19 protein-coding genes and 1 pseudogene are annotated in these 26,404 nt (G+C 73.9%); 7 read left to right on the plus strand and 13 right to left on the minus strand.

What is annotated here, in order from left to right; all coding sequences use genetic code 11:
• Positions 1-146 precede the first annotated feature (146 nt).
• From ACTWPW_RS21635 to ACTWPW_RS21660, 6 genes are all read right to left on the minus strand, one after another.
• Positions 147-2,267, minus strand: a complete 2,121-nt coding sequence (locus tag ACTWPW_RS21635) for a hypothetical protein (RefSeq protein ID WP_443169734.1) — start codon at positions 2,265-2,267, stop codon at positions 147-149.
• Positions 2,264-6,013 carry a vWA domain-containing protein gene (locus ACTWPW_RS21640; protein WP_443169735.1) on the minus strand — a complete coding sequence of 1,250 codons (3,750 nt, stop codon included), beginning with the start codon at positions 6,011-6,013 and terminating at the stop codon, positions 2,264-2,266. Before ACTWPW_RS21640 ends, ACTWPW_RS21635 begins: the two co-directional genes overlap by 4 nt.
• Positions 6,010-7,248: an ATP-binding protein gene (locus ACTWPW_RS21645; protein ID WP_443169736.1), complete on the minus strand. Its 1,239-nt coding sequence runs from the start codon at positions 7,246-7,248 to the stop codon at positions 6,010-6,012. The genes ACTWPW_RS21640 and ACTWPW_RS21645 overlap by 4 nt, the downstream gene beginning before the upstream one ends.
• A gap of 31 nt (positions 7,249-7,279) precedes the next feature.
• A complete protein-coding gene (locus tag ACTWPW_RS21650) occupies positions 7,280-12,124 on the minus strand; it encodes a DNA-binding protein (protein WP_443169737.1) in 4,845 nt (1,614 codons plus the stop codon).
• On the minus strand, positions 12,121-12,975 hold the full coding sequence (locus tag ACTWPW_RS21655; RefSeq protein WP_375113236.1) for a DUF4132 domain-containing protein: 855 nt from the start codon (positions 12,973-12,975) through the stop codon (positions 12,121-12,123). The genes ACTWPW_RS21650 and ACTWPW_RS21655 overlap by 4 nt, the downstream gene beginning before the upstream one ends.
• 127 nt (positions 12,976-13,102) lie before the next feature.
• Positions 13,103-13,555, minus strand: a complete 453-nt coding sequence (locus ACTWPW_RS21660) for a DUF2000 domain-containing protein (RefSeq protein ID WP_375113235.1) — start codon at positions 13,553-13,555, stop codon at positions 13,103-13,105.
• A 114-nt stretch (positions 13,556-13,669) separates the two neighbouring features.
• Here ACTWPW_RS21660 and ACTWPW_RS21665 point away from each other — a divergent pair, with 114 nt between their 5' ends.
• A complete protein-coding gene (locus ACTWPW_RS21665; RefSeq protein ID WP_375113234.1) occupies positions 13,670-14,167 on the plus strand; it encodes an Lrp/AsnC family transcriptional regulator in 498 nt (165 codons plus the stop codon).
• Positions 14,168-14,382: 215 nt separating this feature from the next.
• Here the strand turns inward: ACTWPW_RS21665 and pip are convergent, their stop codons facing one another.
• Both pip and ACTWPW_RS21675 read right to left on the minus strand, forming a co-directional pair.
• Positions 14,383-15,333, minus strand: coding sequence for a prolyl aminopeptidase (pip, locus tag ACTWPW_RS21670; RefSeq protein ID WP_443169738.1), 951 nt, complete (start codon positions 15,331-15,333; stop codon positions 14,383-14,385).
• Positions 15,334-15,380: 47 nt separating this feature from the next.
• Positions 15,381-15,947, minus strand: a complete 567-nt coding sequence (locus ACTWPW_RS21675) for a DUF6624 domain-containing protein (protein ID WP_375113232.1) — start codon at positions 15,945-15,947, stop codon at positions 15,381-15,383.
• 108 nt (positions 15,948-16,055) lie between these two features.
• On the opposite strand from ACTWPW_RS21675, the gene ACTWPW_RS21680 reads away from it, so the two are divergent.
• The gene (locus tag ACTWPW_RS21680) at positions 16,056-16,916 is read left to right on the plus strand and encodes a hypothetical protein (RefSeq protein ID WP_443169739.1); all 861 of its coding nucleotides are present in this window, start codon (positions 16,056-16,058) and stop codon (positions 16,914-16,916) included.
• 292 nt (positions 16,917-17,208) lie between these two features.
• Here the strand turns inward: ACTWPW_RS21680 and ACTWPW_RS21685 are convergent, their stop codons facing one another.
• On the minus strand, positions 17,209-17,598 hold the full coding sequence (locus ACTWPW_RS21685) for a RidA family protein (protein WP_375113230.1): 390 nt from the start codon (positions 17,596-17,598) through the stop codon (positions 17,209-17,211).
• A 73-nt stretch (positions 17,599-17,671) separates the two neighbouring features.
• On the opposite strand from ACTWPW_RS21685, the pseudogene ACTWPW_RS21690 reads away from it, so the two are divergent.
• Positions 17,672-18,325 (plus strand): annotated as a pseudogene (locus ACTWPW_RS21690) (LysR family transcriptional regulator); the annotation flags it as partial.
• 248 nt (positions 18,326-18,573) lie between these two features.
• Here the strand turns inward: ACTWPW_RS21690 and ACTWPW_RS21695 are convergent.
• Positions 18,574-18,846 carry an antibiotic biosynthesis monooxygenase gene (locus ACTWPW_RS21695; RefSeq protein WP_375113228.1) on the minus strand — a complete coding sequence of 91 codons (273 nt, stop codon included), beginning with the start codon at positions 18,844-18,846 and terminating at the stop codon, positions 18,574-18,576.
• 86 nt (positions 18,847-18,932) lie between these two features.
• On the opposite strand from ACTWPW_RS21695, the gene ACTWPW_RS21700 reads away from it, so the two are divergent.
• The gene (locus tag ACTWPW_RS21700; RefSeq protein WP_375113227.1) at positions 18,933-19,583 is read left to right on the plus strand and encodes a TetR/AcrR family transcriptional regulator; all 651 of its coding nucleotides are present in this window, start codon (positions 18,933-18,935) and stop codon (positions 19,581-19,583) included.
• Here the strand turns inward: ACTWPW_RS21700 and ACTWPW_RS21705 are convergent.
• Positions 19,523-20,734: a cytochrome P450 family protein gene (locus tag ACTWPW_RS21705; protein WP_443169740.1), complete on the minus strand. Its 1,212-nt coding sequence runs from the start codon at positions 20,732-20,734 to the stop codon at positions 19,523-19,525. The two genes, ACTWPW_RS21700 and ACTWPW_RS21705, sit on opposite strands and share 61 nt — an antisense overlap.
• Positions 20,735-20,874: 140 nt before the next feature.
• Between ACTWPW_RS21705 and ACTWPW_RS21710 the strand changes: the two genes are divergently transcribed.
• The gene (locus tag ACTWPW_RS21710) at positions 20,875-21,360 is read left to right on the plus strand and encodes a GNAT family N-acetyltransferase (RefSeq protein ID WP_375113225.1); all 486 of its coding nucleotides are present in this window, start codon (positions 20,875-20,877) and stop codon (positions 21,358-21,360) included.
• Positions 21,361-21,363: 3 nt separating this feature from the next.
• On the opposite strand, the gene ACTWPW_RS21715 is transcribed toward ACTWPW_RS21710, so the two are convergent.
• On the minus strand, positions 21,364-21,615 hold the full coding sequence (locus tag ACTWPW_RS21715) for a hypothetical protein (protein WP_375113224.1): 252 nt from the start codon (positions 21,613-21,615) through the stop codon (positions 21,364-21,366).
• Between the two features lie 50 nt (positions 21,616-21,665).
• Between ACTWPW_RS21715 and ACTWPW_RS21720 the strand changes: the two genes are divergently transcribed.
• Both ACTWPW_RS21720 and ACTWPW_RS21725 read left to right on the plus strand, forming a co-directional pair.
• The gene (locus ACTWPW_RS21720) at positions 21,666-22,904 is read left to right on the plus strand and encodes an MFS transporter (protein WP_443169741.1); all 1,239 of its coding nucleotides are present in this window, start codon (positions 21,666-21,668) and stop codon (positions 22,902-22,904) included.
• Positions 22,905-23,163: 259 nt separating this feature from the next.
• Positions 23,164-24,993 carry a rhamnogalacturonan lyase gene (locus ACTWPW_RS21725; RefSeq protein ID WP_443169742.1) on the plus strand — a complete coding sequence of 610 codons (1,830 nt, stop codon included), beginning with the start codon at positions 23,164-23,166 and terminating at the stop codon, positions 24,991-24,993.
• A gap of 83 nt (positions 24,994-25,076) precedes the next feature.
• On the opposite strand, the gene ACTWPW_RS21730 is transcribed toward ACTWPW_RS21725, so the two are convergent.
• Complete coding sequence (locus ACTWPW_RS21730; protein WP_375113221.1) at positions 25,077-26,318, minus strand: cytochrome P450; 1,242 nt, start codon at positions 26,316-26,318, stop codon at positions 25,077-25,079.
• Between the last annotated feature and the right edge of the window lie 86 nt (positions 26,319-26,404).

Consider the following 26,404-nt stretch of genomic DNA (forward strand, 5'->3'; position numbering starts at 1 on the left):
CCGCAGGCCCCTCCCCCGAACGCACCGGCCCGCCCCCTGACGAACCGGCCACGACAGGTCCTGACGGACCGGCCACCACACGTCCTGACGGACCGGCCACCACAGGCGCGTAGGCCCGCCGCCTCCCAAACGCTCCGGCGCAGCCCTCAATCGGCGGTCTGCCAGGACGCCTCGACGAGGGCCCGTTCCGTCGCGGACAGGTGGACGGCCGCGGCCAGCCACGCCCGCGCGTACCGATCCGGCCCGGCATCCGTCAACCGGCCGAACACGTCACGCTGCCACCGATCGGCCTCGGCGGCGAGTCCCGCGGCCAGCTCGGCCGCGGCGGGGAAGCCGCTCCGGCGCAGGGACGCCCCCTGCACCTTGAAGTCGCCACCGCGTCCCGACTCCGCCACCGCCCGGCGTCCACCGGCGACGGCCAGCTCGACGAGCCGCCGCACCCGCCACAACGGCGCGCTGGACACCGGATCCACGTTGCCGGCCCCGCCCATGAGCCCTTCCAGGTCGTCGGCCGGCGAGGGAAGGTGGGCGCTCTGCAGGCGGTCGTAGCCGAGGTCGGCCCGGCCGTGCCATTCGGCGGGCAGCCGCAACGTCGCCTCCACCCCAGGTACGGGCCCCACGGCCAGCGCGGACAGGGTCGCCGCCCGATCCGGCTCGACCCGTCCCACGACCCGCACGCACAACCCGGGCCGGGACGCGAGCCGCTGGAGGTTGGCGACGTGGGCGAGGTCGGGGTGCCGGTCGGCCGGGACGAGCCGGATCATCGGCCCATCCGCTCGCACCTCGCCGTCGCCGGGTACGAGTTCGCGCGCCAGCACGTGATCCCCCGCCGCGCCGACGATCACCAGATCGCACCCGACCGGCTCCCGGGCCTCGTCCGCCGTGTCCGACTCGCTCCACGAATCCCCGGCGAGCCGGGCCCTGGCCGCCTCGCCCAGCGGGCGCGCGAACAGTGCGGCCAGCGGCCCTTCCGTCCAGGGCATGCCGTTCGAGGGTGTCGCGCGTACCCCGCTGCCCGCGCCGAGCCGACCGTCCGGGGAGACGGTGGCTCCGACGATCAGCAGTCCGGCCCTGGCCAGCTGGGCGTGGGTCAGCATCGCGGAGCCGATGGCGACGGTCGCGGTGCCCGCGCCACGGGCGCGCGCCGGCCCGCCCGGCCTGACGTCGGAGACGGAGAACCAGCGGCCGTCCTCCGCGACGACGTGGGTGACGGCACCGCCGTACCCGGTGGCGCTGATCACCGGCTCCCGGCAGACGCCGTAGACGCGCAGGCTGCCGCCCTGCTCGTAGTTCCGGCGAACGCTGCCGACCAGCGCCGGATCGGGATCCGCGGCGGCCAGCCTGCCTGTGATGAGCAGGAGCTCGCGCAGTGCGGACACGAGGTCCGCCAGGCGGTGGCCGCCGTGCTGCTCGCGCGCCGACCGCAGCCCGCGTACGACCCGGAGGGCCGCGGCCTCGGCCCTGGGCAACCCGGCCAGGCGAGCGGCATGGGCGGCGCGGAGCAACTCGGCCTGCGCCACCGCACCGGCGCCCGGCACCCCGGCCACCAGCACCGCCGCCCCAGCACGCCACAACCCCGCCGCAGCCGCCACCCGCCCGCTGTCGGCCGCGGCGCCCACCTGTCTACCACCGGCCGCAGCGCCCACCTGCCCGCCACCGGCCGCGGCGACTGACCCGTCACCGCCGGCCGGCGTCAGTCCGGTGGCTGGATCTGCCCCGGCCGGCGACCCACCGGCAGACCCGGGACCCGCACCGGAACCAGCCCCCAGACCGGCCCCCGGACCGGCTCCCGGATTGGCCGCCACGACCTCGCCGGAGCCGGCGCCACCACCAACGACGCCTCCATCAGGGGCGGCATCGAGGACGGCACCGGGGGCGGCACCGGGGGCGGCATCGGGGGCGGCATCGGGGGCGGCATCGGGGCCGACCGCCACAGCCCCGGGCTCCCCCACCGGGCACGCGCAGAGCACCGCGGCCCGGTGCAGGCATCGTGGCGCGAGCAGGCAACTGCACCTCGCCTGCCCCTCCTCCACGACCACCCCGGACGCCCCCGGCGACAGCGTCACCACCGCGTCCTCACCGCAGACGATCCGAACCCCCTCACCATCCACCACCTCGACGGCAAGGGCGGCGTACTGCTCGACGGCCGCGTCCAGCTTCTTCCGCAGCCGGGAGGTGAGCCCCTCCACGGCGGCGGCGACCACGTGCGGCGCCGCGGCCGGCAGCTGGGAGGCGGCGGCGGGGACGTTCGAGGTTGGGGAATTCACCGGTTCTCTCCGCGAAGGCGATCGCCCACCCAGCGGGCGAGGGCGAGCGGGCTGAGGGCGGCGACCGGCATCCCGGCCGCGACGAGTTGCTGGGCGACGGGCAGCGAATAGCGCGGTACGCCGCTGTCGTCCAGGGCGGCGCACCCCAGCAGGTGTACGCCGGACCCGGCCAGGGCGCGTACCTCCCCGAGCAGGCCACCGAGCGGATAGCCCTCCTCGAAGTCGCTCACGACCACCACGAGCGTACGGCTGGGCACGCTCACCAGGGTGCGCGCGTGAGCGAGCCCCGCCGCGATGTGCGTGCCGCCACCGACCCGGACTTCGAGCAGCAGCGAGAGCGGGTCGGTCACCTGGTCGGTCAGGTCGATCACCTGGGTGGAGAACGTCAGGAAATGAGTGGAAAGCGTGGGCACCCCCGCCAGGACCGCGGCGGTCAGCGCCGACCAGATCACCGACGCCTCCATGGAGCCCGACACGTCGACCACGAGAATCAGCCGCCAGTCGGCCTCCTGCCGGGCCCGTGTCCCGAACACCGGCCGCTCCGGCACTACCACCAGCCGCCCGTCCTCCAGGCGCCGGCTGTGCTGGAGGTTGGCACGCAGGGTGCGGGGCAGGTCGAGCCGCCCGCCAGGACGGCGGGTCGGGCGCGGGCTTCCCAGCCCGGTCAGCGCGGGCCGCAGCTTCGTGGCCAGCTCGCGGGTGAGCTCGGCGACCAGCCGTTTCACGAGCGGCCGCAGCTTGGCAACCTGCTGCTCGGGCAGGCCACCGGCCAGGGAGAGCACGGAGGTGAGCAGCTCGACGGACGGGCGTACGGACGCGGGGTCCAGCTGCGCCAGCACGTCGGTACGCCCGGCGTCGGCGGCCTGGGCCAGCACCTCCTCGCGCACCTCGGTCCCGAACAGCGCCTCCAGCTCCTCCGCCCACTCCCGCGCCGTGGGGAACGACTCCTCCTGCCCCCCGCCGTCGCCCCGGGGCTCGAAGTCGTCGGAGCCCTCGCCGCGGCCGGCGCCGTACAGCTCGTCGAGGGCACGCGCGTACGCCCGCGCGTTCGACGGCAGCCGCTCCGACTCCCGCCCGAGCAGCAACCGCCACCGATCCCCCGGCGCCAGCCGTCGCGCGTCATCGGCCCGCGCCGATGGGGCGGATGCCGGATCCGCGATCTCGGCGGCCGAGCTCTCCGGCGCGCCGGAGCCGGACAGCCCCAGAGAGCGCAGTACGGCCAGTCCGGCGGAGTCGGCGGCCGTCCACAGTCCGATCAGCTCGGGGGACGCGGTCAACGCCAGGTCGAGCCGGTCGCCGAGCCGTTCGGACACGGTGTCCAGCAGCCGCGTGCGCGCCGCGGGAGCGAGCGTGTCGAAGCCGCCGCGCAACGCGGGCAGCCGGTCGAGGAACTGCTGGTCGGCCAGGTCGTCGATGCGGTCCATGAGCGGGCCGAGAGCCGCCGGGGCGGACTCGAGGAGCGGGCCGGCGGCCGTCAGCACGCCGGTCAGCAGGCGACTCAACCGGCGGCGGCCGTCGGGGCCGGTGGCGGTGTCGATCCAGCCGGCCGCGCGGGCGCCGAGCGTGTCGGCGCCGTCGAGGTCGAGCAGGACCCGGGCGGCCAGCGCCGCGCCCTGCATGAGCGGCGCCGCCGTACGCGCGAGCTCGCCCAGCGCGTCGTCCATCCGCAGCCCCAGCCGCTCCTCGCCGACCCGGGTGGCGAGCGCGACCAGCGCGGACGCGTCCTCGGGCAGGTCGCTGCCCGCCAGGCCCGGCAGCGCGCGTACCGCGGCCTCGAGCAGCGTGCCGGCCAGCTCGGCGGCCTGCCCGCGGCCCTGCGGCGTGGTGCCGGGCAGGTGCTCGCGGCGCAGCGCCTCCAGCAGGTCGAGGGCGTCGAGCAGCTCGGCGAGCGTGGCGGTCGCGGGCAGCGCGACCGCCGCGTCGGCGAGCCGGTCCGCGACCAGCTCGGGCAGGTCGCACCGGGCCGCCGCGCGGAGGCCGTCGAGAATCAGCCGGCAGGTGGGCCCGCCCTCCGCGGACTCTCTCCGGTACGCCTCCCGCAACGTGCCGGCCGCGGCCTGTTCCAGGGTCACACCGCGTACGCCCGCCAGGTCGAGCAGCGCGGGCACCGCCGGTGTCCAGGACAGGCGCCACCTGGTGCCGAGCGCGGCGGCGTCGCCCGTCCCGGCCACCTCGACCGGCTCGCCGTACGGGACGCCGCAGACCTGCAGCCGCTGCAGCAGGACCTCGCGGCGCGCGTCGAGGTCGGAGCGGAGCGGGTCGAGGCGCACTTCCCGCCGGTCCGGGTTGTCCGGGCCGGGCAGCCGCAGCGCGGCCAGCTCCGCTTCGACCGCCGGTCCGAGCCCGGAACGCGGGGTGCCCGGGGCGGTACGGCCGCGTTCCGTACCGACGAGGACGGTCTCGAGCGCCTGCGCGAGCGCCCGGCCACGGCCGAGCGGCTCGCCCTGCCCGAGCACCGTCGTCACCGCTTCCAGCAACTCGCCCCGCCCGGGGGCGGGCAGGCCGCGCAGCCGCGCCAGGTCGCAGGCCAGGCGCAGCGTCTCGACGGCCTCCCCGGTGCCCGCCGTATGACCGGCGGCGCGCATCTCCCGGCACAGGTCGGTGATCGCCCGCGCGGCACCGTCCCGCACCCGCTCCGGATCCCCGCCCGCCTCGAACACCGCCTGCTGCCACCGGGGATCCCGGATGCCCGCGGGGTATCCGGAGCGGGAATCGAGCAGGTCGAAGGCATAGGGAACGAGCGAGGTGACGGGCCGCTCGACGGGACCCGGGGTGACCTGCCCAGCGGCCGAGCCCCGCTCCGCAGCGCCGTCATCGACCAGGGCAGGGGCGTGGAAGGCACCGACCACGGCCGCGACCCGGCGCCCGCCGGCGGCGGCCTCGGCGAGGACGCGGCGCATGTGGGCTTCACGCGCCAGGTCCCGGGCGGGCACGCCGCCCGCCGCCTCGGCATCCCGCCTCAGCGCCCATCCGACGCCGAGCGCGGCCCGGCGCACGGCTTCCGGCTCGCATCCGGGCGCCAGCACCTCGACGGCCCGATCCCACATGTCGTCGCCTTCACGCCCGGTCGCGGAGTCCGCCAGCGCCTCAGCGAACGCCCGCCGCCGCCCCCCGACCGCACCTGCAGACCCACGCCCCGAACCCGAGGCCCGGTCCGAATCCGAAACCCGGTCCAAATTCAGGGCGCGGTCCGGATCCAGGGGGCCGTCCGGATCCGGGACCCGGTCCAGGTTCGCGTCTGGGGCCGGGTCCGGGTCGGCGCGTGGGGCCGGGTTCGGGTTCGGGGCTGGGGCCGGGCTCGGGGCTGGGGTGTGCCAGCCTGCGTCGGACAGCGGCAGGTCGCAGCACACCACCTCCGCCCCGCGCTTCCAGGCCCACCGGATGGCCACCAGCTCCGGCGAGAAGTCCGCGAAGGGGTAGAACCCGAGCCCGCCCGCCCCACCGGTCCCCGCCAACGCGACCGGTGCCTGGGTCGCCGGGTCGGCGAGGTGTTCCAGCCACGGCTGGAAGTCCACCGGCAGCTCGACGCACACCACCTCGGCGTCCGCCGCGTCCAGCAGCGCGGGCAGGACGCCGGCCAGGGCGGGGCTGTGGTGCCGGACACCCAGCAGGTACGGCCGCCGCGCCCCGGCCAGCTCCGCCACCACCCGCCGAGGATCGCCGAGAGAGCCGTCCACCCCCCGGAGATCCCCAGGAGAGCCGTCCACTCCCCGGAGCTCCTCGGGAGAGCCGTTCTTCGGGCTCAACGGAGGTTCTCCCGCAGGTCCCAAAGGCGGCGCCACATCGCGGCGCCGTGCTCGGCGCGGCGGCGTACCGGTCCGTCCCAGTAGCCGAGCAACCGCCCGTGATCAGCCGGATCGTCCTTGCGCACGACGCCCAGCAGGTGCCCGGGCACCAGGTCGAGCACGTCGCCCGCGGGCAGGTAGGCGGCCGCCACCCCCAGCGAGGCGGCCACCTGCACCGCCTCCGCCGTGGACATCACCGTGCCGGGCCGCTCGACGTCCCAGCCCTCGTCCGACCGCCCGGAACGCAGGTCGCGGAAGACGGTGACCAGCGCCTCCAGCACCGCGTCGTCCACCCCGAACGCCGCCCCCGCCCGGTGCACCACCGCCGTCGCCTGCCGGCGCACCAGCGCCGTCTCCGCCGCCGCGTCCGAGATGGGCCCGACGGTCTCGAAGTTGAAGCGCCGCTTCAGGGCGGCCGACATCTCCGACACCCCGCGGTCCCGGAGGTTGGCCGTGGCGATCACGGTGAAGCCGGGCGCCGCCGCCACCTGGGCGTCCTCGCTCCCGGACAGCTCGGGCACGCTGACCCGCCGGTCGGACAGGATCGACACCAGGGCGTCCTGCACCTCGGGCAGGCAGCGGGTGATCTCCTCGACCCTGGCCACGCGGCCGGATCGCATGGCGGTGAGCACCGGGGAGTCGACCAGCGCCGCCCGGCTCGGGCCCTGGGCCAGCAGCAGGGCGTAGTTCCAGCCGTAGCGGAAGGCGTCCTCGGTCGTGCCCGCGGTGCCCTGTACGGTGAGCGCGCTGGTGCCGCACACGGCGGCGGCCAGCAGCTCCGACAGCATCGACTTGGCCGTGCCGGGCTCGCCGACGAGCAGCAGCCCGCGCTCTCCGGCGAGCGTCACCACGCACCGCTCCACGAGCGCCCGCTCCCCGACGAACTTGGCCTCCACCTTCATCCGCGCCGGGACACCGCCATTCTCCGGAGCCGCGGCGCCGCCGCCTTCCGGAGCCGCGGCGCTTCCGCCCGCCGGGGCCGCGGCGCCGCCCCGCCGGTCCTTCGGCAGTTCCAGCGTCTCGTCACCGCTGCCGCAGATGAACGTCACCACCGCGCGCGGCGTCAACCGCCACCCCGGCGGCCGGGGCCCGTCGTCGTAGGCGGCGAGGAAGGCCAGCTCGGCCGAGTGCCGCTCCTCGGCCGTGAGCACCTGTCGGGCCGGGGCGCCCGCCACCTGGTCTTGAGTCATGGTCATGGGAGAGAAGTCCTTAAGGGGTGATGGGGATTCAGCGGCGCCGGGCGCCACGTCCGACCTTGAGCTCCTCGAACCGGGGCAGGTCGCCGTCACGCACCCGCCGCCACGCCGTGGCGTAAAGAGCGGCGGCGGGCTCGATCGGCACCAGCGGCGCGCCGGGGCACTGCTGGAACATGGCGAGCTTCCACAGCTCCACGGGCAGGCTGGGAGCGGTGAGCTCGGCCCAGGCGCCGGGCAGGAACAGCCCGCGCCCGGCCCGGCTCCGCCCGGCCGCCACGACGAGGTCGGTCGCGGCCAGCTCGGCGCGGGCGGCCTTGAGCCGGGCGGGCTTCCATCCGGTCCACCTGGCGACGTTGCGGTCGGTCGGGTCGGGCATCGCCAGCAACATCAGGTAGACGGCCGCCGCGTCCCCGCCCAGCCCGTGGGTGGCGGCCACCTCGGCGACCAGGTCGGGCACGGATCGCGTGGGGTCCTGCGGCCACCACAGGCCCTCGGCGTCCCGCGATCCCGACACGGGGTCACCGGGGTCGGTGAGGAGGGCGGCGAAGCGCGGGTCGCGCGCCACGCGCAGCGCGATCTCAGCGGGGAACGGCGCCTCGGCCCCCAGCAGGGCCCGCAGGTAGGGGTCGCCCTCGTCGTACAGGGCGACGCTGATGCCCGGCGAGGGCCGGTCGTCGTAGGTGGACAGGACGAGGCAGCCGTAGCGGACGTATTTGTCGGTGGTCTCGCTCGGCGCCCCCGCGACCTTGCGGAAGGAGGGCAGGTCGATGTAGCGGTCGAGGTCGAGCAGCAGCTCGGGGTGGGCCAGCCGCTCGCGGACCGCGGCCAGCCCGGCGGGCAGCGCGGCCCTGATGGGGTCGCCCGCCGGCAGCCGGTGGGCCAGCCACGCCGCCGCGGGCACGATCATGCGGAGCGTGGTCGCGGTGAACCCCGTGTGCTTCTGCTTCGCCTGCTCCACCCGGTCGTCGCGGACCTTCCAGGCCAGGTCCCGGCTCAGCTCGGGGGCGGCGGCCGGATCGATGAGGGCGCGCACCGCCTGGCCGACGTCCCCGCCGGTCCTGAGCGCGCGGGTCGCCTCCCCGAGCAGCCATTCGGGCACGGCCACCTGCGGGCCGACCTTCGCGTTCCACACCTCGGCCGCGGCGGCCACGTCGGGCCCGTCCGTCCACAGCCTGGCGGGGTCGGCGGGCAGCAGGGCCGCGACGATCGCCCACCGTACGGGGTGGTCGAGCTTCTGGAGCTCGCCCTTGGCGACGGCGGCGTCGGCCAGCTTCACGTCAAGCAGCGTGCGCTCCTCCTTGGTGAGGAAGCCCCGCTCGTACGCGTCCACCCGCGGCAACCCGGCCACCACGAGCTTGGCGGTGGTCAGGGAGACGCCGGTCAGCCGGGCGAACTCCGCGGCCGCCTCGGGCCGCCACGGCGCGGGCCCGCGCTCGTCCAGCTCGGCGAGGAACGCCTGCGCCCAGCCCGCCGGCCGGTCCCCGCCGAGGGGGACGGAGGACTGGACGGTGTAGGGCTCGGGCACCTGGAACTCGCCGGCCGGGTCGTGGAACAGGGCCGTCCAGGTGGTGGCCGAGGTGCCGTGGTGCAGCACGTTCACGAAGGCGATGAACGCCCCGCCGTCCAGCGGCAGCAGCCCGAGCCAACTGCCGTTGCGCCAGCTGCCGTCGGGCCTGGCCACGTGCCGCTGCGCGAGGCGCAGCGACATCCGGCGCCACTGGGCGGGCTCGGCGGAGACGGGCAGCCCGCGCTCGTGCAGCTCGCCGAGGAGCGCGCGCAGCGCGACCCGGCCGCCGGCGCCGGTCGTCGAGGAGGCGGCCCGGAAGGCCACGGCGCCGGGGTGGTCGAGCGCGTGATCCCAGCGCAGCCCGGTGCCGGGCAGCTCGGGCAGGTCGAGGTGCAGCCGGCCCATCCTGGACGGCAGGGTGTCCGGGGCCGACAACGCCTGGCCGAGGATCCGGATCTGGCGGACGGCGCCGGCGGCGTCCTGAGCCCGCCAGTATTGGTTGCCGGAGCCGCCCAGCCCGCTCAGCGCCGTCTCGATGACGTCGTCCTCGGGCCCGGCGGGCTCCTGCGGCCCGTGGTCGCCGGCCAGTGTCTCGGCGAGCCTGGTCCCGATCTCGCGCAGCGACTCCTGCTGGCGGGCGGCGAAGCCGGCGATCCCGGCGATGCCCGCCACCAGCCCGTCATGGGTCACCCCGGGCAGCAGCGCGCGGATCTGCGCGGGCAGGTCGTCGCCGTCGGACTCGGCCGCCTTCAGCAGCGCGGCCGCGGTGTCCCGGTCGATCCGGCGCAGCACGGCCGACCCCTCGGGATCGCGGGGCTCCAGGTGGTTCCAGTAACGAGCGGGCGGCAGGATGATCGTCCCCATGCCGAACGGGCCGGGCGCCGCGTCCGTCTTGACCGTCGCGGTGACCACACCGTCGGGATCGACGAGGAGCAGCCGGTAGCTCCCCTGTACGACGGCGCACGCGCGCTCGGCGCCGGGGAACCGCACGGCCAGGATCGGCGAGTCGGAGCCGGGCGGCACGGTGACCGTGAGCCCGGCGGCGTCCTCGCCCCGCCTGGAGCCGTCCGACAGGCTCACCACCCGCCAGCCGAGCAGCCCGCCCACCGGCGTGCCGATGGGGGTGGCCCGGTCGGAGGGGGCGGGCAGCAGCCAGCCGCCGCGGAACGAGCTGCCGGCCGGGGCCGTGCTCAGCGCGTCGGCGAAGAAGCCGGGCAGGACTTTGCGCCCTTCCTGCCCGGTGGCGGGGTCGAACTCGTACCAGCCGGAGGTGTCGTGGTCGGATCCGTCCCGCGACCACACCCAGTAGGAGGAGCCGTCGGTGAGCACCGCGCGCTCGTCGGGGACGGCCGTGTCGCCCCGGTGCAGCACGCCGTGGCCGGTCGTCCGCCCGCCGCCGGGCAGGGCCAGGGTGGCGGGCTCGTTGCCGCGGGACCAGTCGAGCCTCGTGCCCCGCGGCGAGCCCGTTCCCAGCGGCTGGAGCCGGTCGGGGGCGGTGTGCCAGTAGCCGCGCAGGCCGCGGTCGAGCTGCCGGGACTGCCAGTAGACGAGCAGCTCGCCGTCCACGTAGTGGAAGCCGGGATCGCCCCACGAGTCCGCGGCCGGGACGCGCAGGTCGTGGGTGAGCACGGTGCCCTCGACGCCGAGCACGCGCGCCTGGGAGGCACCGGCGACGATCAGGTGCGGCCAGGCGTCGGCGACCACCAGGTCGTCGACGTCCTTGCGGGGGACGAGGCTCGCGGCCGCCTCCTCCCAGGCCGGCCAGCCCAGCTCGTCGATCAGCCCGGCCCGCAGCGTGCGGACGAGCACCTGCGCGATGTCGGCGGTGGCCGCCGCACGTACGTCGTCCTCGGCCAGGGCGAGCGCCTCGCCGGGCAGCCAGGCCAGCCGGCGCATGGCGTCGGGCAGGTCGGGCAGCCCGGCGGCCGACGACCGCCGCGCGACCTCGCGCGTCCACTCGGCGAGCATCGGCCGGCCGCCGGGCGAGGCGGCCAGCAGCCGGATGGCCCGCCGGCCGCTGTCGTTGTCGCCGAAGCCGTCGGCGGCCCGCCGGAAGGCGGCGTGGAACCGGCCGTCGGCCTCCAGGGCGACCAGGTCGCGCCGCTCCTCGCCGTGCGCCCAGTGCTCGAGCCACAGCGTGGCGCGCTCCTCCGGGTCGGCCACCGGAACGCCGAGGGCGAGCAGCAGGTCGAGCACATCCACCTCGTACGGCGCCGCCACCGGCGGCCCGCCCTCCTCGCGGAGCCGCGGGGCCAGCCGCTCGATGAGCGCGTGGAGTGCGGGCATGCGACGCGGCAGCCCCCAGGCGTGGTTGCGGGCCGCCATGAACCTCGCCAGCCAGCCCTTGACGCCGTCGCGCGGCCGGAGCCGCCCGGCGACCAGGTCGTCGGCGGCGCCGGACGTCTCGACGACCCCCAGCCACACCCCGGCCAGCTCGCGTTCCCTGGACTCGGGCATGAGGTCGAGGAGCGCCGCGCGTACGGACGCGTCCTGCCTGCCCAGCGCCGCGATGGCGGCGGCGTGGGAGCGCCACCAGCCGGTGGGCGCCCGCAGGGTGGCCGGCAGGACGAGCAGCTCCGCCAGGTAGGCCTGCTCGGCGGCGTCGGCGTCGGCGCCGGCGGCCCGCGCGAGCTTGCGCAGGTCCTGCGCCATCTGCGACGAGGGCGGCATGCCACCGGCGGTCCGCCGCAGGCACAGCCGGCTGAACCGGCGCAGCGCCTCGTCGGCGGGCAGCCGCCCGGCCAGGTCCTTCGCGTATCCGGACAGCGCCTTGACCGGCAGCGCCCCGGCCAGCGCGAACTCCAGGAACACGGCGTCGAGCCGGTCCTCGTCGACCTCGATGCCGTGCTGGGCCTCGGCCCTGCGGGCGTGGGTGAAGAGCTGGCCGGCGTAGGTGGCGTTCTCCACGCCGATGAACACCCGCCCGGCCTGCTCGTAGAAGGTGGGCAGGAAGTGCGGCACGGAGGTGGCGAGCCGTCCGGCGAGCGCGTGGTAGGCGTCGAGCGCCGTCTTGGGCTTGGACTTGGCCTGCCTGGCGGCGCGTTCGAGCTCGGGCACGATGGCCAGGGCGTGGTGGCCGTCCTCGGGGTGGCGTACGAGCACCCACTCGGGGAAGCCGAGCGAGCGCCGGCTGCCGAGCCCGACGACGGCGGGCTCCCCTTCGGGCTCCAGGCCGAGGAACCCGGCCGCCAGGTCCTCGGCCGGCCGCAGCTCCTCGGCGACCAGCCGGACGACCACCCGGTCGTCCAGCCCGGGATGGCGGTAGGCGCGGGCCACCAGCGGCACCGCCCGGTCGCCCGCCCCCTCGGTGCCGGGCGGCAGCACGGCGCCGGCCTTCAGCAACTCCTCGGGTGACTGCGTCTCGCTCACTGGCTCTCCTCCACCTGTCGCCCGGCGTGGAGCGCCGCGGCCATCCGCATCCCCTCGGACCACGCGACCGGCCCGACCTCGGCCGCCGGCAACGACCGGCCCTCCTGGTCGTGCCAGGTGAGGTTGCCGGTGCGCACCTCGTCCTCCCAGTACGGCTCCCCGATCCACACGGCCGCCTCCGCGAACCGCCCGGCGTCGCGCACCCGGCACGTGGCGTAGCCCCCGGACACCCGGTAGCCCAGCTGAGTGGCCCGCGCGGCCAGCCCGAACCTGGAGGCGTACTTGCCGCCGGCGAACTCCGCCACCTCCCTCCCGGTCACCTCGGCGGGCTTGCGCCAGATGGCCCGGTGGATCTGCTCGACCTTCTGCGTCAGGCCCAGCTCCGCGGCGAACTCCCGCAGGTCGTCGAGGTCGGGCAGCAGCACGGGGTGCGGCAGCGTCACCGTCTCCGGGGACAGCCGCACGGTCTCACCGTCGAGGTTGACCATCCGCAGCTCGCCGGAGCCGGTGGCGTCGCGCAGGAACCCGACCTCGTCCGGGTCGTCGCCGACCACGGCCAGGTCGCGCAGCGCCACCTGCCACGCCTCGTCCTGCCAGACGCGGGCCAGCAGCCCGGTCGGGACCGGCAGCGACGACACCATCCAGGTGTCGACCTGGGCGACGCATGCCGCGGCGTGCCGGTCGAGCCACTCGGCCAACCGGCGCAGCCGGTCCACCTCGGGGTGCTCGCGCAGGGCCTTGGGCAGCGACTTGAGCTGCCGCCCCGCCGCGCGGCCGGAGGTGGCCCGCGCCGCCACCCGGCCATCCATGAGGGCGACCTCATATCCGTCGCCCGCAGCCAGCCAACCCAAAGCGCCCGCCTTTCGTGGTCGTGGAACGCCACGGCTTCCGCCGCCGCGATGCGCGGAACGTTAGCGGCTGCGACCGACAAAGGACCGGCCCGTAGATCACGATCTTGCGGCGGGCTGCTGAAGATCGCTAGCGCAGCAGCGGAAGCCTCCCGGTGAGCCGCTCGACCAGTGCCCGCGGGCCGAAGAGGCTGACCGCGTAGTAGGACGGCTCCTCCGTACGCGCGAGCTCGGCCAGGTAGTCGTCATAGACGTTGGCGCGCTGGGCGATGGTGGCCATGTCGGAGACCATCAGGTCGGGCTCGGCGGCGGCTTCGCTCCTGATCCGCGCGACGATCGCGGCCGGGGCGCCCAGCACCGTGCAGCCCGTCCACGGCAGCCCGGCGTGCGCGAGCCCGGAGGCGTCCACTCCGCCCGACCCGACGATGGCCGGGACGGCGACCCCGACGGACGCGGCCAGGCAGGCGGCGGCGTTCGCCTGCAGGCCCCGGGGCAGGTCGCTGTCGATCACGATCGCCCATTTGACCGCGAGCTCCTTGGTGGGCAGATCGGTACGGCGTTCGAGCTCGTCGAGCACGCTCATGCAAGGGTCCCTTCTCCGAAGTTCACCCTGAAGGTTCACACCGTTCCCGTCATTCCTACAAAACGAAAGCGCCGATTCCGAAGAAAATTCGGAGACCTGCGAGAAGATGCGTACATGGACGAACTTGATACGGCCATCCTCGCCGAGCTGCAGCGCGACGGCCGCCAGACCAACCGCGAGCTGGCCGAGCACCTCGGCATCGCACCCTCGACCTGCCTCGAACGGGTGCGCTCGCTGCGGTCGGCCGGCGTGATCGAGGGCTTCCACGCCGAGGTCGATCTCGACGCGATCGGCCGTCCCGTGCAGGCGCTGATCAACGTGCGCCTGCACCCCAAGATCCGCGAGGCCGTCGAGGGCTTCCGCGACTACGTCGCCGCCCTGCCGGAGACGCTGGCCGTCTTCGTCGTGTCGGGCGGGGACGACTTCATCATCCAGGTGGGCGTGCGCGACGCGAGCCACCTGCGCGACTTCGTGCTCGACCACGTCGCGCGGCACCGCAACATCGCCGACGTGCGCACGTCGCTGGTCTACGACCACATCCGCAAGACGTCGGTCGAGGTGCTCCCGCCCGAGCGCCCCTCGCGCCGGCGCACCGGCGGCCGCAAAGGCTAAATAGGTGGTGTCCGAATGGCCGGCGAAGTACTGTTACGGCAGGTCAGCGAGCGGACAAGGCATGGCGATGCCGCCGGCGGCGCCTCGCCGCGCCCTGTCCGCCCGCCGGCCTGCGAACCCGCGGCTCACCCCCGTACGGCATCGACCGACGGCGAGCGATGGTCACCAGGGGCACCGTCCAGACCCCCGATGATCGCGAGCCGCGGGTTCATCCCTCACCGGTCGGCGAACTCGGCGACGGCCGACCTGATGGCCTGCACGAACGTCTGGCTGCCGGTGTGCCCGGAGTCCTCCACCACGACCAGCTCGGCGTCCGGCCAGGCCTGGGCCAGCTCCCACGCCGTCTTCAGCGGGCCGCCCATGTCGAGGCGGCCGTGGACCAGCCTGCCGGGGATGCCGGCCAGCCGTCCCGCCTCGCGCAGCAGCACGCCCTCCTCCAGGAAGGCGCCGTTGGAGAAGTAGTGCGCGCAGATCCGGGTCATCGCCATGATGGCGTCGTCGGGACGGTCGCTGTAGGCGTTGGGCGTGCCGTTGCCCTCCAGCGAGATCACCGCGTCCTCCCAGGTGATCCAGTCGCGGGCGGCCTTCTCGCGGACCTTCTGGTCGGGGTCGGACAGCAGCCGCCCGTACGCTGCCAGGAGGTCGCCGTCGCGGTCCGCCTCGGGCACGCCCTGCCTGAACCGCTCCCACTCCTCGGGGAAGAACCGCCCGACGCCCCGGTAGAGCCAGTCGATCTCGGAGCGGCGCGTCATCGTGACGGCCGGAATGATGATCTCCGTCACCCGCTCGGGATGGGTCTCGGCGTAGGCCAGGATCAGCGTCGACCCCCACGACCCGCCGTACAGCAGCCACTTGTCGATGCCGAGGTGCTCCCGCAGCCGCTCCATGTCGGCGATCAGGTGGTGGGTGGTGTTGTTGGTCAGGTCGGTGGCGGGGTTGGCGGCGTGCGGGCGGCTGCGGCCGCAGTTGCGCTGGTCGAACAGGACGGTACGGAACCGCTCGGGGTCGAAGGTGCGGCGCGCGTTGACCGAGCACCCCGATCCGGGTCCGCCGTGCACGATGAGCGCGGGCTTGCCGTCCGGATTTCCGCAGACCTCCCAGTAGATGAGGTTGCCGTCACCGGTGTCGAGCATGCCGTGCTCGTAGGGTTCGATCGGGGGACGCAAGGGGGCTCCTCTCCAGCAATGTAACAGCGCTTCAATATTAGCTGGAGTCACTGGGCCGACTTGAGCTCCTCGAGATACTCCCGCAGCGGCTTCAGGCCGGCGTCCGCGCGTCGTTCGTCCACTTTCGCCTGGTCCTCGATGGGGGTACGCGGCCGCCACTGCCCCTCGGGGCCGGTCTCCCACTGCGTGCCGTACACCTGCGGCCTCCCCTCCGCCACGCGCACCCGGTCCACGAGGAAGGCCAGGTCGGAGGGGTCGGCGTCGTCCTTGTCCACGGCCCGCCGCATCAGCTCCAGACCCCGCCGCTGCAGGTCCAGGTCGCGGTCGGCGTGCTGGACGAGCGCCCAGGCGGCGTGCGCGCCGTCCCTGCCGACCATGGCGTACCCGGGCCAGCCGTGCGCGCCGAGGATCTGGCGCATGCGGTCGGTGTTGGCCTTCTCCACCCGGTCCCAGTCCTCCTGGGACGCGTCCAGCGTCCTGACCTTCTGGTCGAGCTCCAGCATCCGGAGCAACTCGGCGCGCAGCCCCGGGTTCGTGGGCGGGTCGTCGGAGCAGGCCGTGAGCAGGATCAGCGCGGCGATGAGCATGCCCAGAAAGGACTTTCCCTGCAGCATGGCGCCTACCAGTAAAGAGGGCTAGATCCAACTATGAAGTAATTGAACCACTACTAAGGGTACTGATCGCAGCGATAACCTGATCATCACCCTTGGGGAGCATCAATCATGTACAGGCATGCCGTTGCCGCATTCACCGCGACCACCGCCGTCCTGCTGGCCGGCGCCGGGGTCGCGAACGCGGAGACCGAGACCGCGGCCGACACCGCGCCGTGCAGGAACTACGACGGCATCAGCATCTACGTGTCGCCGCCTCCGCGGGTGGCGGGGACCGTCACCGCCGACGACATCAGGGGACTCATGGACTCGCTCGTCGCCGGCACCTCCCTCGAGAGGTTCTTCTCGCCGCCGCTGAGCCAGCCGTCCGTGCCGGGCTTCCTGGCTCCGTACTCGGCCGCGGGCCGGTACGCCGCCCCGAGCCCGGCCCCGTCGCCCGCCCCCAGCCTGTCGCCGTCGATCACCTCCGGCCCCGTCACGCCCACCCCCGCCACCCCGAGCCCCATCACGCCCGCCCCGGCCTCCCCAAGCCCGGCCACCCCGAGCCCATCCGCGTCCAGCCCGTCCACAACCGGCCTCTCGGCCGCCGATGCGGCCGATGTTTCCCACGTCTCGCCGGCGCGCATGATGCTGGAAGACCTCGTCGGCAAGGCGCTGGACTGCATCCGGATCACGGCGTCCCCCGGCACGGTGGTGCGGTCCACCTCCGTGCTCGACGCCTCCTCCGTCGCGAAGCTCACCGACGCGCTCATCATCAGGCACCGGGCCGCCTGCGCCCCGTCCACCGGCCCGTCGGCGGCCCCGCCCAGCCCGGCGACGCTGCTGGGGACACTCGGCGTGCCACAACTCCTGGACGCGCTGGTCGCCCACCCCACCACCTGCGCGTTCTCCGCGCCGTACACCGTCCCCGCCGGCGCGCTCCTGGACTCCCTCGGCGTCACCGACCTGCTCCACGACCTTGCGGGCGACTGACCTCCAGCCCGCGAGATGCCTGGACGCACTTCGTCGGACCGGCCTGGCACGCCGGCCACTGCCATCGCCGCCGTCTCCGTCGAAGGGGTCCCGCATGAGCACGTGCAGCGCGTCCGGGGCCGGGCCCGCGAGGGGCAGCCCTGCCTGACCACGGTCACAGGGGTTCGGGCAGGCGGCCCCGGCGCAGGCGCTGGTCGAGCTCCCACAGCGCCGTCCTGTCGTCGTCGTGGCGCAGGATCGCGTGGGCCGCCTCGTACGCCACTGACGCACAAGAGGATCGCAGCCGCAGGTCTCAGGCGGCGGATCGGCGCGCGTACACCTCGATCTCGATCTTCATCCGCGGATCGGCGAGGCCGCACATGAGCATGGTCGCGGCCGGCCGCACCTCGCCGAAGCATTCCCGCAGGACGGGCCAGCAGGGTTCGAAGTCGGCGCGGTCCGGCAGGAGGTAGCGCACGCGTACGACGTCGCCGAAGCCGCACCCGGCCTCCGCCAGGGCCGAGCCGATGTTGCGCAGGCACTGCGCGGCCTGCTCCACCACGTCGTCGGAGATCGTCATCGTCGAGTAGTCGAAGCCGGTCGTCCCCGAGACGTGCACCCAGTCGCCGTCCACCACGGCCCGGGCGTATCCGATCTGCTCCTCGAACGTGGAGCCGCTGAGGATCGCGCGTCGCTCTGTCATGCGCCGAAGGCTACGATGACCAGCACAGATACGTCTAATAGCGCCCGAACCATGAACTGATATCTCTAAAGGTATGGACCGCCCGGAACTCCCCCTCCCGCAACTGCACGCCTTCGTCGTGCTCGCCGAGGAGCTGCACTTCGGCCACGCCGCCGACCGCCTGGGCATCGCGCAACCGCCGCTGAGCCAGCAGATCCGCCGCCTCGAGAGCAAGGTCGGGCACGCGCTGTTCAGCCGCGCGCCGGGCCGGGTCGAGCTCACCCCGGCGGGCCGGGAGCTGCTGCCCGCCGCCCGCCGGGCGCTCGCCGAGCTGGAGGGCGGGCTGGCGGCGGCCCGCGCGGCGGGCAGCGGCCGGGCGGGCCGGATCCGGCTCGGGTTCGCCGCCTCGCTGGCGCTCACGATCCTGCCCGGCCTGCTGAACACCTACCGGGAGCGCTTTCCCGGTGTGCGCATCGAGATCCACGAGATGACCACGGCACCGCAGCTCGCCGCCCTGCACGACCGGCGGATCGACGTCGGCCTGCTGCGGGAGCCGCCGGACGACGAGCCGGGGCTGGGGTTCGCGACCGTGCTGAGCGAGCCGTTCGTGGCCGTGCTGCCCGCCGGCCACCCGCTGGCGGCGGGGCGTACGGTGCAGATCGCCCGGCTGGCCGGCTCGCCTTTCGTGCTGCTGCCGCGCGCCCACGGGCCCCGGCTGCACGACCGGATCGTCGGGTTGTGCGAGGCGGCCGGGTTCACGCCGGAGATCGCGCAGCACGCGGTCGAGTGGCAGACCGTATGCGCGCTTCGAGGCGGGTCTCGGCGTCTCGCTGGCGCCCGCGAGCATCAGGCGGATCCGGCTCAAGGGGGTCGCCTTCCGCCGGGTGGCGCCGGCCGGCGTACGCACGAGCGTGGCCGTGGCCTGGCGCGCGGACGACGCGAACCCCCTCGTCGCCCGGCTGGTGGAGACGGTCGATCAGGGAGCGAGCTGAGGGCTCACCGGGGGATCAGCACGGTGGCCTGGTTGCTCCCGGGCACCACCCCGGCCCGCCGGTGCGCCTCCTTGAGCGCGTCGGAGGCGAAATGCCGCCGCATCGCCTGCGCGTCCGCGCACTCGAACAGCACCACGGCCTCCTCGGGCCGCTCTGCGTCGACGGTGACCAGGACGGTGCGCATCCCCGCGGCCTCCCTGACGCTCGCCAATCCGTCGAACGCCTCCCGCCACGTGTCGTAGTCGGCGAACCGCTGCCTGATGAGCAGGTACTCCATGGCCGTGCTCCTTATCTCATCGGTGTTGAGTTAAACGGTAGCCGAGAAAACGGCAAAACTCAACACCGATGAGTTAGTCTGGATCCGTGACCGAGCAACCGAAACGGGCAGGAGGCCGCCGGCCGGGCGCGACGCGTACGCGTGCCGAGATCCTGCAGGCCGCCCAGGAGAGCTTCGCCGAAAACGGCTACACCGGCACCACGATCCGCGGGGTGGCGCGGGCCGCGGGCGTCGATCCCGCACTGGTGCTGCAGTTCTTCGGCAGCAAGGACGGGCTGTTCGACGCCGCGCTGCGCGCCGACCCGCCCGTCGGCGACCTGGCCGAGCTCGCCGGCCAGGGCGAGCTGTCCGAGCTCGGGGCCCGCCTCGCCCGCCGCTACCTGGAGCTGTGGGAGGACCCGCGCACCGGCCCCAGGATGCTGGCGGTGATCAGGGCCGCCACCGCGTCGCCCAGCGCGTCCGCCATGGTCACGTCGTTCATGACGGACGCGGTGATGTTGCCCCTGGCCCGCGCCGTGCAGGCGGACGAGCCCGAGTTGCGCGCCGCCCTCACGGGCGCCTACCTGTTCGGCGTGGCGACGGCCCGCTACGTGCTCCGCATCGAGCCCCTGGCCTCGCTCGACACGGAGAGCGCCGTCGCCAGCCTGGCGCCGGTCGTCCAGCACCACCTCACCGGTCAGCTCCGGAGCACCACCGGCAGCTCCGTCGGCCCCTCCGTGATGAACGACGAGGTGTAGGGGACCTGGCCCTCGGTGAGCGCCAGCCGCAGCCCGGGGAACCGGCCGAACAACGACGACAGCGCGATCCGCATCTCGAGCCTGGCCAGCGGGGCGCCCAGGCAGAAGTGCGGGCCACGGCCGAAGCCGAGGTGCCCGTCCGGCTCGCGCGAGATGTCGAACCGCTCGGCGTCCCCGCCGAACCTGGCCGGGTCCGTGCCCGCCCCGCTGAGCCCGACCATGATCGGCTCTCCGGCCTGGATCGTCGTCCCGGCCACCCGCACGTCCTCGATCGGATAGCGGAACAGGACGCCGACCACCGAGTTGCGGCTGCGCAACGCCTCCTCGACCACCTGGTCCCAGGCGTTCTCCTTCTGCGCGACCGCGAGCTGCGCGGGATCGGCGCACAGGGCGACGACCGTGTTGGCGATCAGGTGCACGGTCGTCTCGTGGCCGGCGATCAGCACCAGCCACAGGATCCACAACATCTCCTCGTCGGACAGCCGGTCGCCGTCGTCCTCCTGCGCCCGGATGAGCCCGGTGGTGAGGTCGTCGCCCGGTTCGGCGCGCCTGCGCCCGATGAACCCGCCCAGGTACCCGAGCAGTTCCCCCGCGGCCGTGGCGGCCTCCTCCGGGGTGCTGACGTTCGACAGCAGCACGTTGGTCCATTCGCGGATCCGGTACCGCTCGTCCTCGGGCACGCCGAACAGCTCGCAGATCACCGCGATGGGCAGCGGCTCGCTGAAGTGCCGCACGAGGTCCACCACGTCGCCCTCGTCCGCCAGCCGGTCGAGCAGCTCGTCGGTGATCTCCTGGATGCGCGGGGCCATGGCCGCCACGCGGGCGGGTGTGAAGGCCCGGTTGATGAGGCCGCGCAGGCGGCGGTGGTCCGCGCCGTCCTTGGTCAGGAGGTGGTCGCCCTGGATGACCTGGCGGATCGGCCAGTCGGGCGGGATGGTGCCGTCGTGCAGCGCGGGGAAGTTCAGGGGGTTCTTGCTGTAGAGCGTCCCGTCGTTGGTGAGCACCTCGTTCACCGTCTCGTACGAGGTCACCAACCAGGCGTTGACCTTGCCCGGGAGCTCGATGGGCACGACCGGCCCGCTCTCGTCCCTGAACCGGCGGATTGTCTCGGACGTGCGTTCACCGGGCACCGGCATCTGCAGAGGATCCATAAGAACTCTCCGTGTAGGAAGTACTTCCCAGAGTCCCCTGCGCCCCGCCCGGGGCCAAGGTCGCTTCGTGTCACCGCGCAGCCGCCAACACCTGCCGACCCCGCCACCTTGGGGCCACAGGTTGGCCCTATCGTGGCCGGGTGACCATCATCGAGACGCCGCTCCTGGTCCTGCTCCCCCTGCGCCCGGAGCACGCCACCGAGATGGCCGCCGTGCTCGCCGACCCCGCCCTGCACGAGTTCACCGGTGGTGCCCCGCTCACCGAGCGGGAGCTGCGTACCCGCTACGAGCGGCTGGCCGCCGGGCCGCCCGGCTGGCGCAACTGGGTGATCTGGCTGCGCGAGGAGGAACGGCTGGCCGGCTACGTACAGGCCACGATCGACGGCCGCACCGCCGAGGTGGCCTGGGTGATCGGCACGCCGTGGCAGGGCCGCGGCCTGGCCGCCGCGGCCGCCAAGGCCATGATCGACCGGCTCATGGAGCAGGAGGTCGACACGGTGATCGCGCACATCCACCCCGGCCACGCGGCCTCGGCGGCCGTCGCCACCGCCGCCGGCCTGCACCCGACGGACCGCTGGGAGGACGGCGAGATCCGCTGGGAGCGCACCTCGGCCGGCCCCGCCTGACTCTCAGGCCCGGCGCGCCCGTACGAGCCGCATGATCAGCCAGCACGCGACCGGATAGCCGACCAGGACCCAGCGTGCCACCTCCCATGCCTGCACGAAGTAGCCGATGCAGCCGGTGTAGTGGCCGCAGTGCCGTTCGTCCGCGAAGAACTGGGCCATGACCACGGCCCAGACGAAGGGGGCGACGAAGATGGCGACCCCCGCCACGATCGCCAGGACGACGCGACTGCCCGGCCTCTTCGTCTCCGAACTCATCTGCGAATCTTGACATGCGGGAGGTCGCCCCACCATAGGAAGATGTCCGGATGATCACCCCCAGCCGGTTACGGTGGCTCCGGCTGCTCTTCGCCTTCGCCGCTTTCGCCCTTTCCGTCGACTTCCTGCGGGACGCGCTGCTCCTGGTCCGGAGCCCCGAGGTGGACCGCCACGCCTGGGCCCTGCTGGAGGAGATCGCGGCGCCTCTCGCCGCCATCCTGCTGGGGCTGCCGTTCGGGGTGCTCATCGACCGGGTACGCCGCCGCAGCGTGCTGATCGCGATGGCCCTGCTCGGCACGACGGCGCTCGCCGCGGTCGCGGCGGCCGACGGCGCGGGCCTGCTGGGCGGGCCGCCGCTCTTCACCGTGCTGATGGTGACGACGGCCCTGGGGGCGCTGGCGCCGATCGGCAGCGAGACCTACCTGCCGTCCGTGGTGGGCCGCGAGCGCCTGGTCACGGCGAACGCGCTGCTGTCCGTGTCACCGTCCTTCATCATGTTCGCCCTCGCGGCGGCGCTGTCCCTGGCCGACCACCTCGACGAGGTCGGGTTCCCGATCGTCGTCGGCGTGCTGATGGCGGTGGCGGCGCTGGCGTTCCGCGGGGTCACCGCCGTCGAGGAGCCCCCGCCGCCCAGGACCGGCTTCTGGCGGGAGGCGGCGGAGGGCGTGCGCTTCACCGTACGCGAGCCTGCGCTGCGGGCGATCGCCGTGTACCTCGTCGCGTCGGAGCTGTTCGAGCAGGTCGCCCACGAGGTGATGAACGAGACGCGGCAGGCGGCGGCAGCGGCGGGTGACCTGCCGATGGGCTACTTCTACTCCCTCATGTCCACGTTCTCGTCCGTCGCCTCGCTCCTCCTGGGAGCGCTGCTGGCCGTGCTGCTCCACCGCAGGCACGCCCCCTTCCGCCTGGCCTGGGCGGCCCTGCTGGCGAGCCAGCCGTTCACCCTGCTGCTGGCGCTGTCCGGCACGGCCTGGGGTCAGCTGTGGCACGCGTTCGGCACCTTCGTCCCGCAGACCGGGACGGTCATCGTCGCGATCCTGCTGATCAGCCACCGCCAGGCGATCACCCCCGACCGGCTGCTCGGCCGGGTCAGCGGCCTGCTGGTCGGCCTCGTCGCGCTGGCCGACAGCGCGGGAGAGCTGCTGGAGGCGCCCGCCGAGTGGCTGGCCGGGATCGGCGGCCCGGCGCCCACGCCCCTGACCCTGCTCCCCGGTGCGGCCCTCGCCGCGGCGCTGGCCCTGGCCACCGCCGTCCCCCTCCTGCGCCGGCCGGAGCGAGCACTGACGTGAAGTCAAGCTGCGGGTAAAAGGGGCGCGGAAGACTCCTTGCGGATCAATTATCGCCAGGCTTTAATACGGCCTGGCGCCGCCCCAGGCACCCCTGACGCCGACGAGGAGCCCCTGTGACCATCCCCGCAGGTCGGGCAGCATTTTCCACCGGATGTATTCTCCGCGTCGGCCTGTTAGCGCTATCACCTCCTCACCCCGCACCATGAAACTTTCTTTTCGCCCATCGGGAAAGCGCTTACCAGACGTAAAGGAAACCCCCATGCGCTTACACCTGGCCGCCGCGACCGCCGTCCTGGCCCTGGCCGCGACCACGATCGCCGCCACCCCCGCCCAAGCCGCGCCACCCACGAAGCAGATGGAGGACCTGGACCGAGGGCTGATCAGCGTGCGCTCCGGCTCCGGCAACCTCGTCTCCTGGAGGCTGCTCGGCACCGACCCCGACGGCGTCTCCTTCAACGTCTACCGGGGCTCCACCCGGGTGGCCTCGGGGCTCACCGCCGCCACCAACTACCTGGACAACGGCGCCGCCGCCGACGCCTCGTACACCGTGCGCGCGGTCGTCGGAGGGGCCGAACACGCCGCCTCCCCCGCCTCCCTCCGCTTCACCGGCGGGTCCTACCTGGACGTCCCCATCCAGCCGCCGTCGGGCGGCACCACCCCCGACGGGGTCGCCTACACCTACAGCGCGAACGACGCCAGTGTGGGCGACGTGGACGGCGACGGCCAGTACGAGATCATCCTGAAGTGGGACCCGTCCAACGCCAAGGACAACTCCCAGTCCGGCTACACCGGCAACGTGTTCGTCGACGCCTACCGGCTGAACGGCACCCGGCTGTGGCGCATCGACCTGGGCCGCAACATCCGCGCGGGCGCCCACTACACGCAGTTCCAGGTGTACGACTACGACGGCGACGGCCGGGCCGAGGTCGCGATGAAGACCGCCGACGGCACCAGAGACGGCGCCGGGACCGTGATCGGCAACGCCGGCGCCGACCACCGCAACTCCGGCGGCTACATCCTCAGCGGCCCCGAGTATCTGACCATGTTCAACGGCCTGACGGGCGCCGCGATATCCACGGTCAACTACGACCCGCCGCGCGGCACGGTCTCCTCGTGGGGTGACAACTACGGCAACCGCGTGGACCGCTTCCTGGCCGGGACGGCGTACCTGGACGGCGAACGCCCCTCGCTCATCATGGCCCGCGGCTACTACACCCGCAGCGTCATCGCCGCCTGGGACTTCCGCAACGGCACGCTCACCAAGCGGTGGACGTTCGACAGCAACTCGGCGGGCTCGCAGTACGCCGGGCAGGGCAGCCACAGCCTGTCAGTCGGCGACGTCGACCAGGACGGCCGCGACGAGATCGTGTACGGCGCGATGGCCGTGAACGACAACGGCACCGGCATGTGGAGCACCCGCACCGGCCACGGGGACGCCCAGCACCTGGGCGACTTCGACCCGGCCCGGGCCGGCCTGGAGTACTTCAAGGTCAGCGAGTCCACCTCCCAGCCCGGCTCGCTCTACGTCGACCCGCGCAACGGCTCGATCCTCTGGTCCACCCCTTCCGGCTCCGACAACGGGCGCGGCGTGGCCGGGGACATCTCGACGGTCCGGGTCGCCGGTGAGTTCTGGTCGGCCGCCGACGCCAACCTGCGCAGCGTCACCGGCAACACCGCGGGCCGCAAGCCGTCCTCGGTCAACTTCCTCATCTGGTGGGACGCCGACCCGGTCAGGGAGCTGCTCGACCAGACCAGGATCGACAAGTACGGCACCAGCTCCGACACCCGCCTGCTGACCGCCTCGGGCGTGCACTCCAACAACGGCACCAAGGCGACCCCGTCGCTGTCGGCCGACCTGTTCGGCGACTGGCGCGAGGAGGTCGTCTGGCCCACCTCGGACAACCGCGCCCTGCGTATCCATTCCACGACGACCCCGACGGACCGGCGCATCTACACCCTGATGCACGACCCCCTCTACCGCGTGTCGGTGGCCTGGCAGAACACCGCCTACAACCAGCCGCCGCACACGGGCTTCTTCCTCGGCGACCGCATGGCCACCCCGCCGAGGCCGGACATCTACGTGCGCTGATCCCGGCTCGGCATGTTTGAGACCGCGGAGCGCCCGGCCGGGCTACGGCCGGGCCTCCGCGCGGTGCCCGGTCAGCTCGAAGATCAGGTGAGGGTGTAGCGGATCGGCAGGCGTTTGAGGCCGCCCACGAACGTGGTGGCGGTCCACGCCGGCTCCCCGTCCAGCTCGACGGCGGCCAGCCGGGGAACGAGCTCGGCGAACAGCGCGCGGATCTCCATGCGGGCCAGCGCGGCGCCCAGGCAGTAGTGGACGCCGAAGCCGAACGCCAGGTGCCGGTTCGGGTCGCGACCGACGTCGAAGCGGAACGGGTCGTCGAAGACCTCCTCGTCCCGGTTGGCCGACGGGTACGACAGCAGCACCGCCTCGCCCTTCCTGATGGGCGTGCCGTTGACCTGGGTGTCGGCCGAGGCGGTGCGCATGAAGGACTTCACCGGGCTCACCCACCGGATCATCTCCTCGGCCGCCGACGGCAGCAGGCCGGGATCCGCGCGCAGCCGCCGCAGCTCGGCCGGGTGCCGGATGAGCGCCTCCAGCCCGCCCGCGATGGTGGAGCTCGTGGTGTCGTGGCCGGCCGTGGCGATGAGGACGTAGTAGGAGGCGGCGACGTTGTCGTCCAGCAGCTCCCCGTCGACGCGGGCGTTGGCGATCTCCGAGGCGAGGTCGCCGGTGGGCCGGGCACGGCGCCGCGCGGTCAGGTCGTGGAAATAGGCGAAGAAGTCCTCCAGCACCGCGGTGTGGTCCTGCGGGGTGCCGCCGCGCCCGGTGTCGCTGTCGTCCTGGCCGAACATCTCCTGCGTGAGCCGCAACATGCGCGGGAAGTCGGACTCGGGGAGCCCCAGCAGGGAGAGGATCACGTACAGCGGGTAGTGGACGGCGACCTGCCGGACGAAGTCGCAGCTGCCGCCGAGCTCCGCCATCGTGTCGACGTGGCGCCTGGCGAGCTCGCGCACTCGCGTCTCCAGCGTGCGCATGGCCTTGGGCCGGAACCAGTCGGCGCCGACTGCGCGCAGGACGCGGTGCTCCGGGTCGTCCATGTGCACGATGCTCCTGAGGCTGGTCCCCTTGGCCCGGCGCGCTTCGAGCGCGGCGTCGAGCCCCGCGGTCCGCAGCACGGGGCGGGGCGCGCTGAGCCACAGGGCGTGGTCGCGCTCGATCTCCAGGATGTCCGCGTGCCGGGTGACGGCCCAGAACGGGGTGTATCCGGGCACGTCGACGTGGTGGACGGGGGCCTCGCGGCGCAGCAGCGTGAGCGCCTCGTGCAGCCGGGCCTCGTCGGTGTACGCGGTGGGTGTGGCGAGCACACGCCCGGCTTCGCTCACGGACATGCTCGGAGTCTCCTGTCCATCGGGGGTGGGGGATGCCTTCGGCCAGGAGATGCCATTCCCCCTGCGCCACCGCGCCATGCGGTCGG

Source organism: Nonomuraea sp. KM90 (genome assembly GCF_052246675.1).
Lineage (GTDB): Bacteria > Actinomycetota > Actinomycetes > Streptosporangiales > Streptosporangiaceae > Nonomuraea.

Coding starts and splice junctions, on each gene's coding strand:
- ACTWPW_RS21645 (WP_443169736.1), bottom strand. CDS start 7,248: ATGACCATGACTCAAGACCAGGTGGCGGGCGCCCCGGCCCGACAGGTG.
- ACTWPW_RS21660 (WP_375113235.1), bottom strand. CDS start 13,555: ATGAGCGTGCTCGACGAGCTCGAACGCCGTACCGATCTGCCCACCAAG.
- ACTWPW_RS21665 (WP_375113234.1), top strand. CDS start 13,670: ATGGACGAACTTGATACGGCCATCCTCGCCGAGCTGCAGCGCGACGGC.
- ACTWPW_RS21675 (WP_375113232.1), bottom strand. CDS start 15,947: ATGCTGCAGGGAAAGTCCTTTCTGGGCATGCTCATCGCCGCGCTGATC.
- ACTWPW_RS21680 (WP_443169739.1), top strand. CDS start 16,056: ATGTACAGGCATGCCGTTGCCGCATTCACCGCGACCACCGCCGTCCTG.
- ACTWPW_RS21685 (WP_375113230.1), bottom strand. CDS start 17,598: ATGACAGAGCGACGCGCGATCCTCAGCGGCTCCACGTTCGAGGAGCAG.
- ACTWPW_RS21695 (WP_375113228.1), bottom strand. CDS start 18,846: ATGGAGTACCTGCTCATCAGGCAGCGGTTCGCCGACTACGACACGTGG.
- ACTWPW_RS21705 (WP_443169740.1), bottom strand. CDS start 20,734: ATGGATCCTCTGCAGATGCCGGTGCCCGGTGAACGCACGTCCGAGACA.
- ACTWPW_RS21715 (WP_375113224.1), bottom strand. CDS start 21,615: ATGAGTTCGGAGACGAAGAGGCCGGGCAGTCGCGTCGTCCTGGCGATC.
- ACTWPW_RS21720 (WP_443169741.1), top strand. CDS start 21,666: ATGATCACCCCCAGCCGGTTACGGTGGCTCCGGCTGCTCTTCGCCTTC.
- ACTWPW_RS21725 (WP_443169742.1), top strand. CDS start 23,164: ATGCGCTTACACCTGGCCGCCGCGACCGCCGTCCTGGCCCTGGCCGCG.
- ACTWPW_RS21730 (WP_375113221.1), bottom strand. CDS start 26,318: ATGTCCGTGAGCGAAGCCGGGCGTGTGCTCGCCACACCCACCGCGTAC.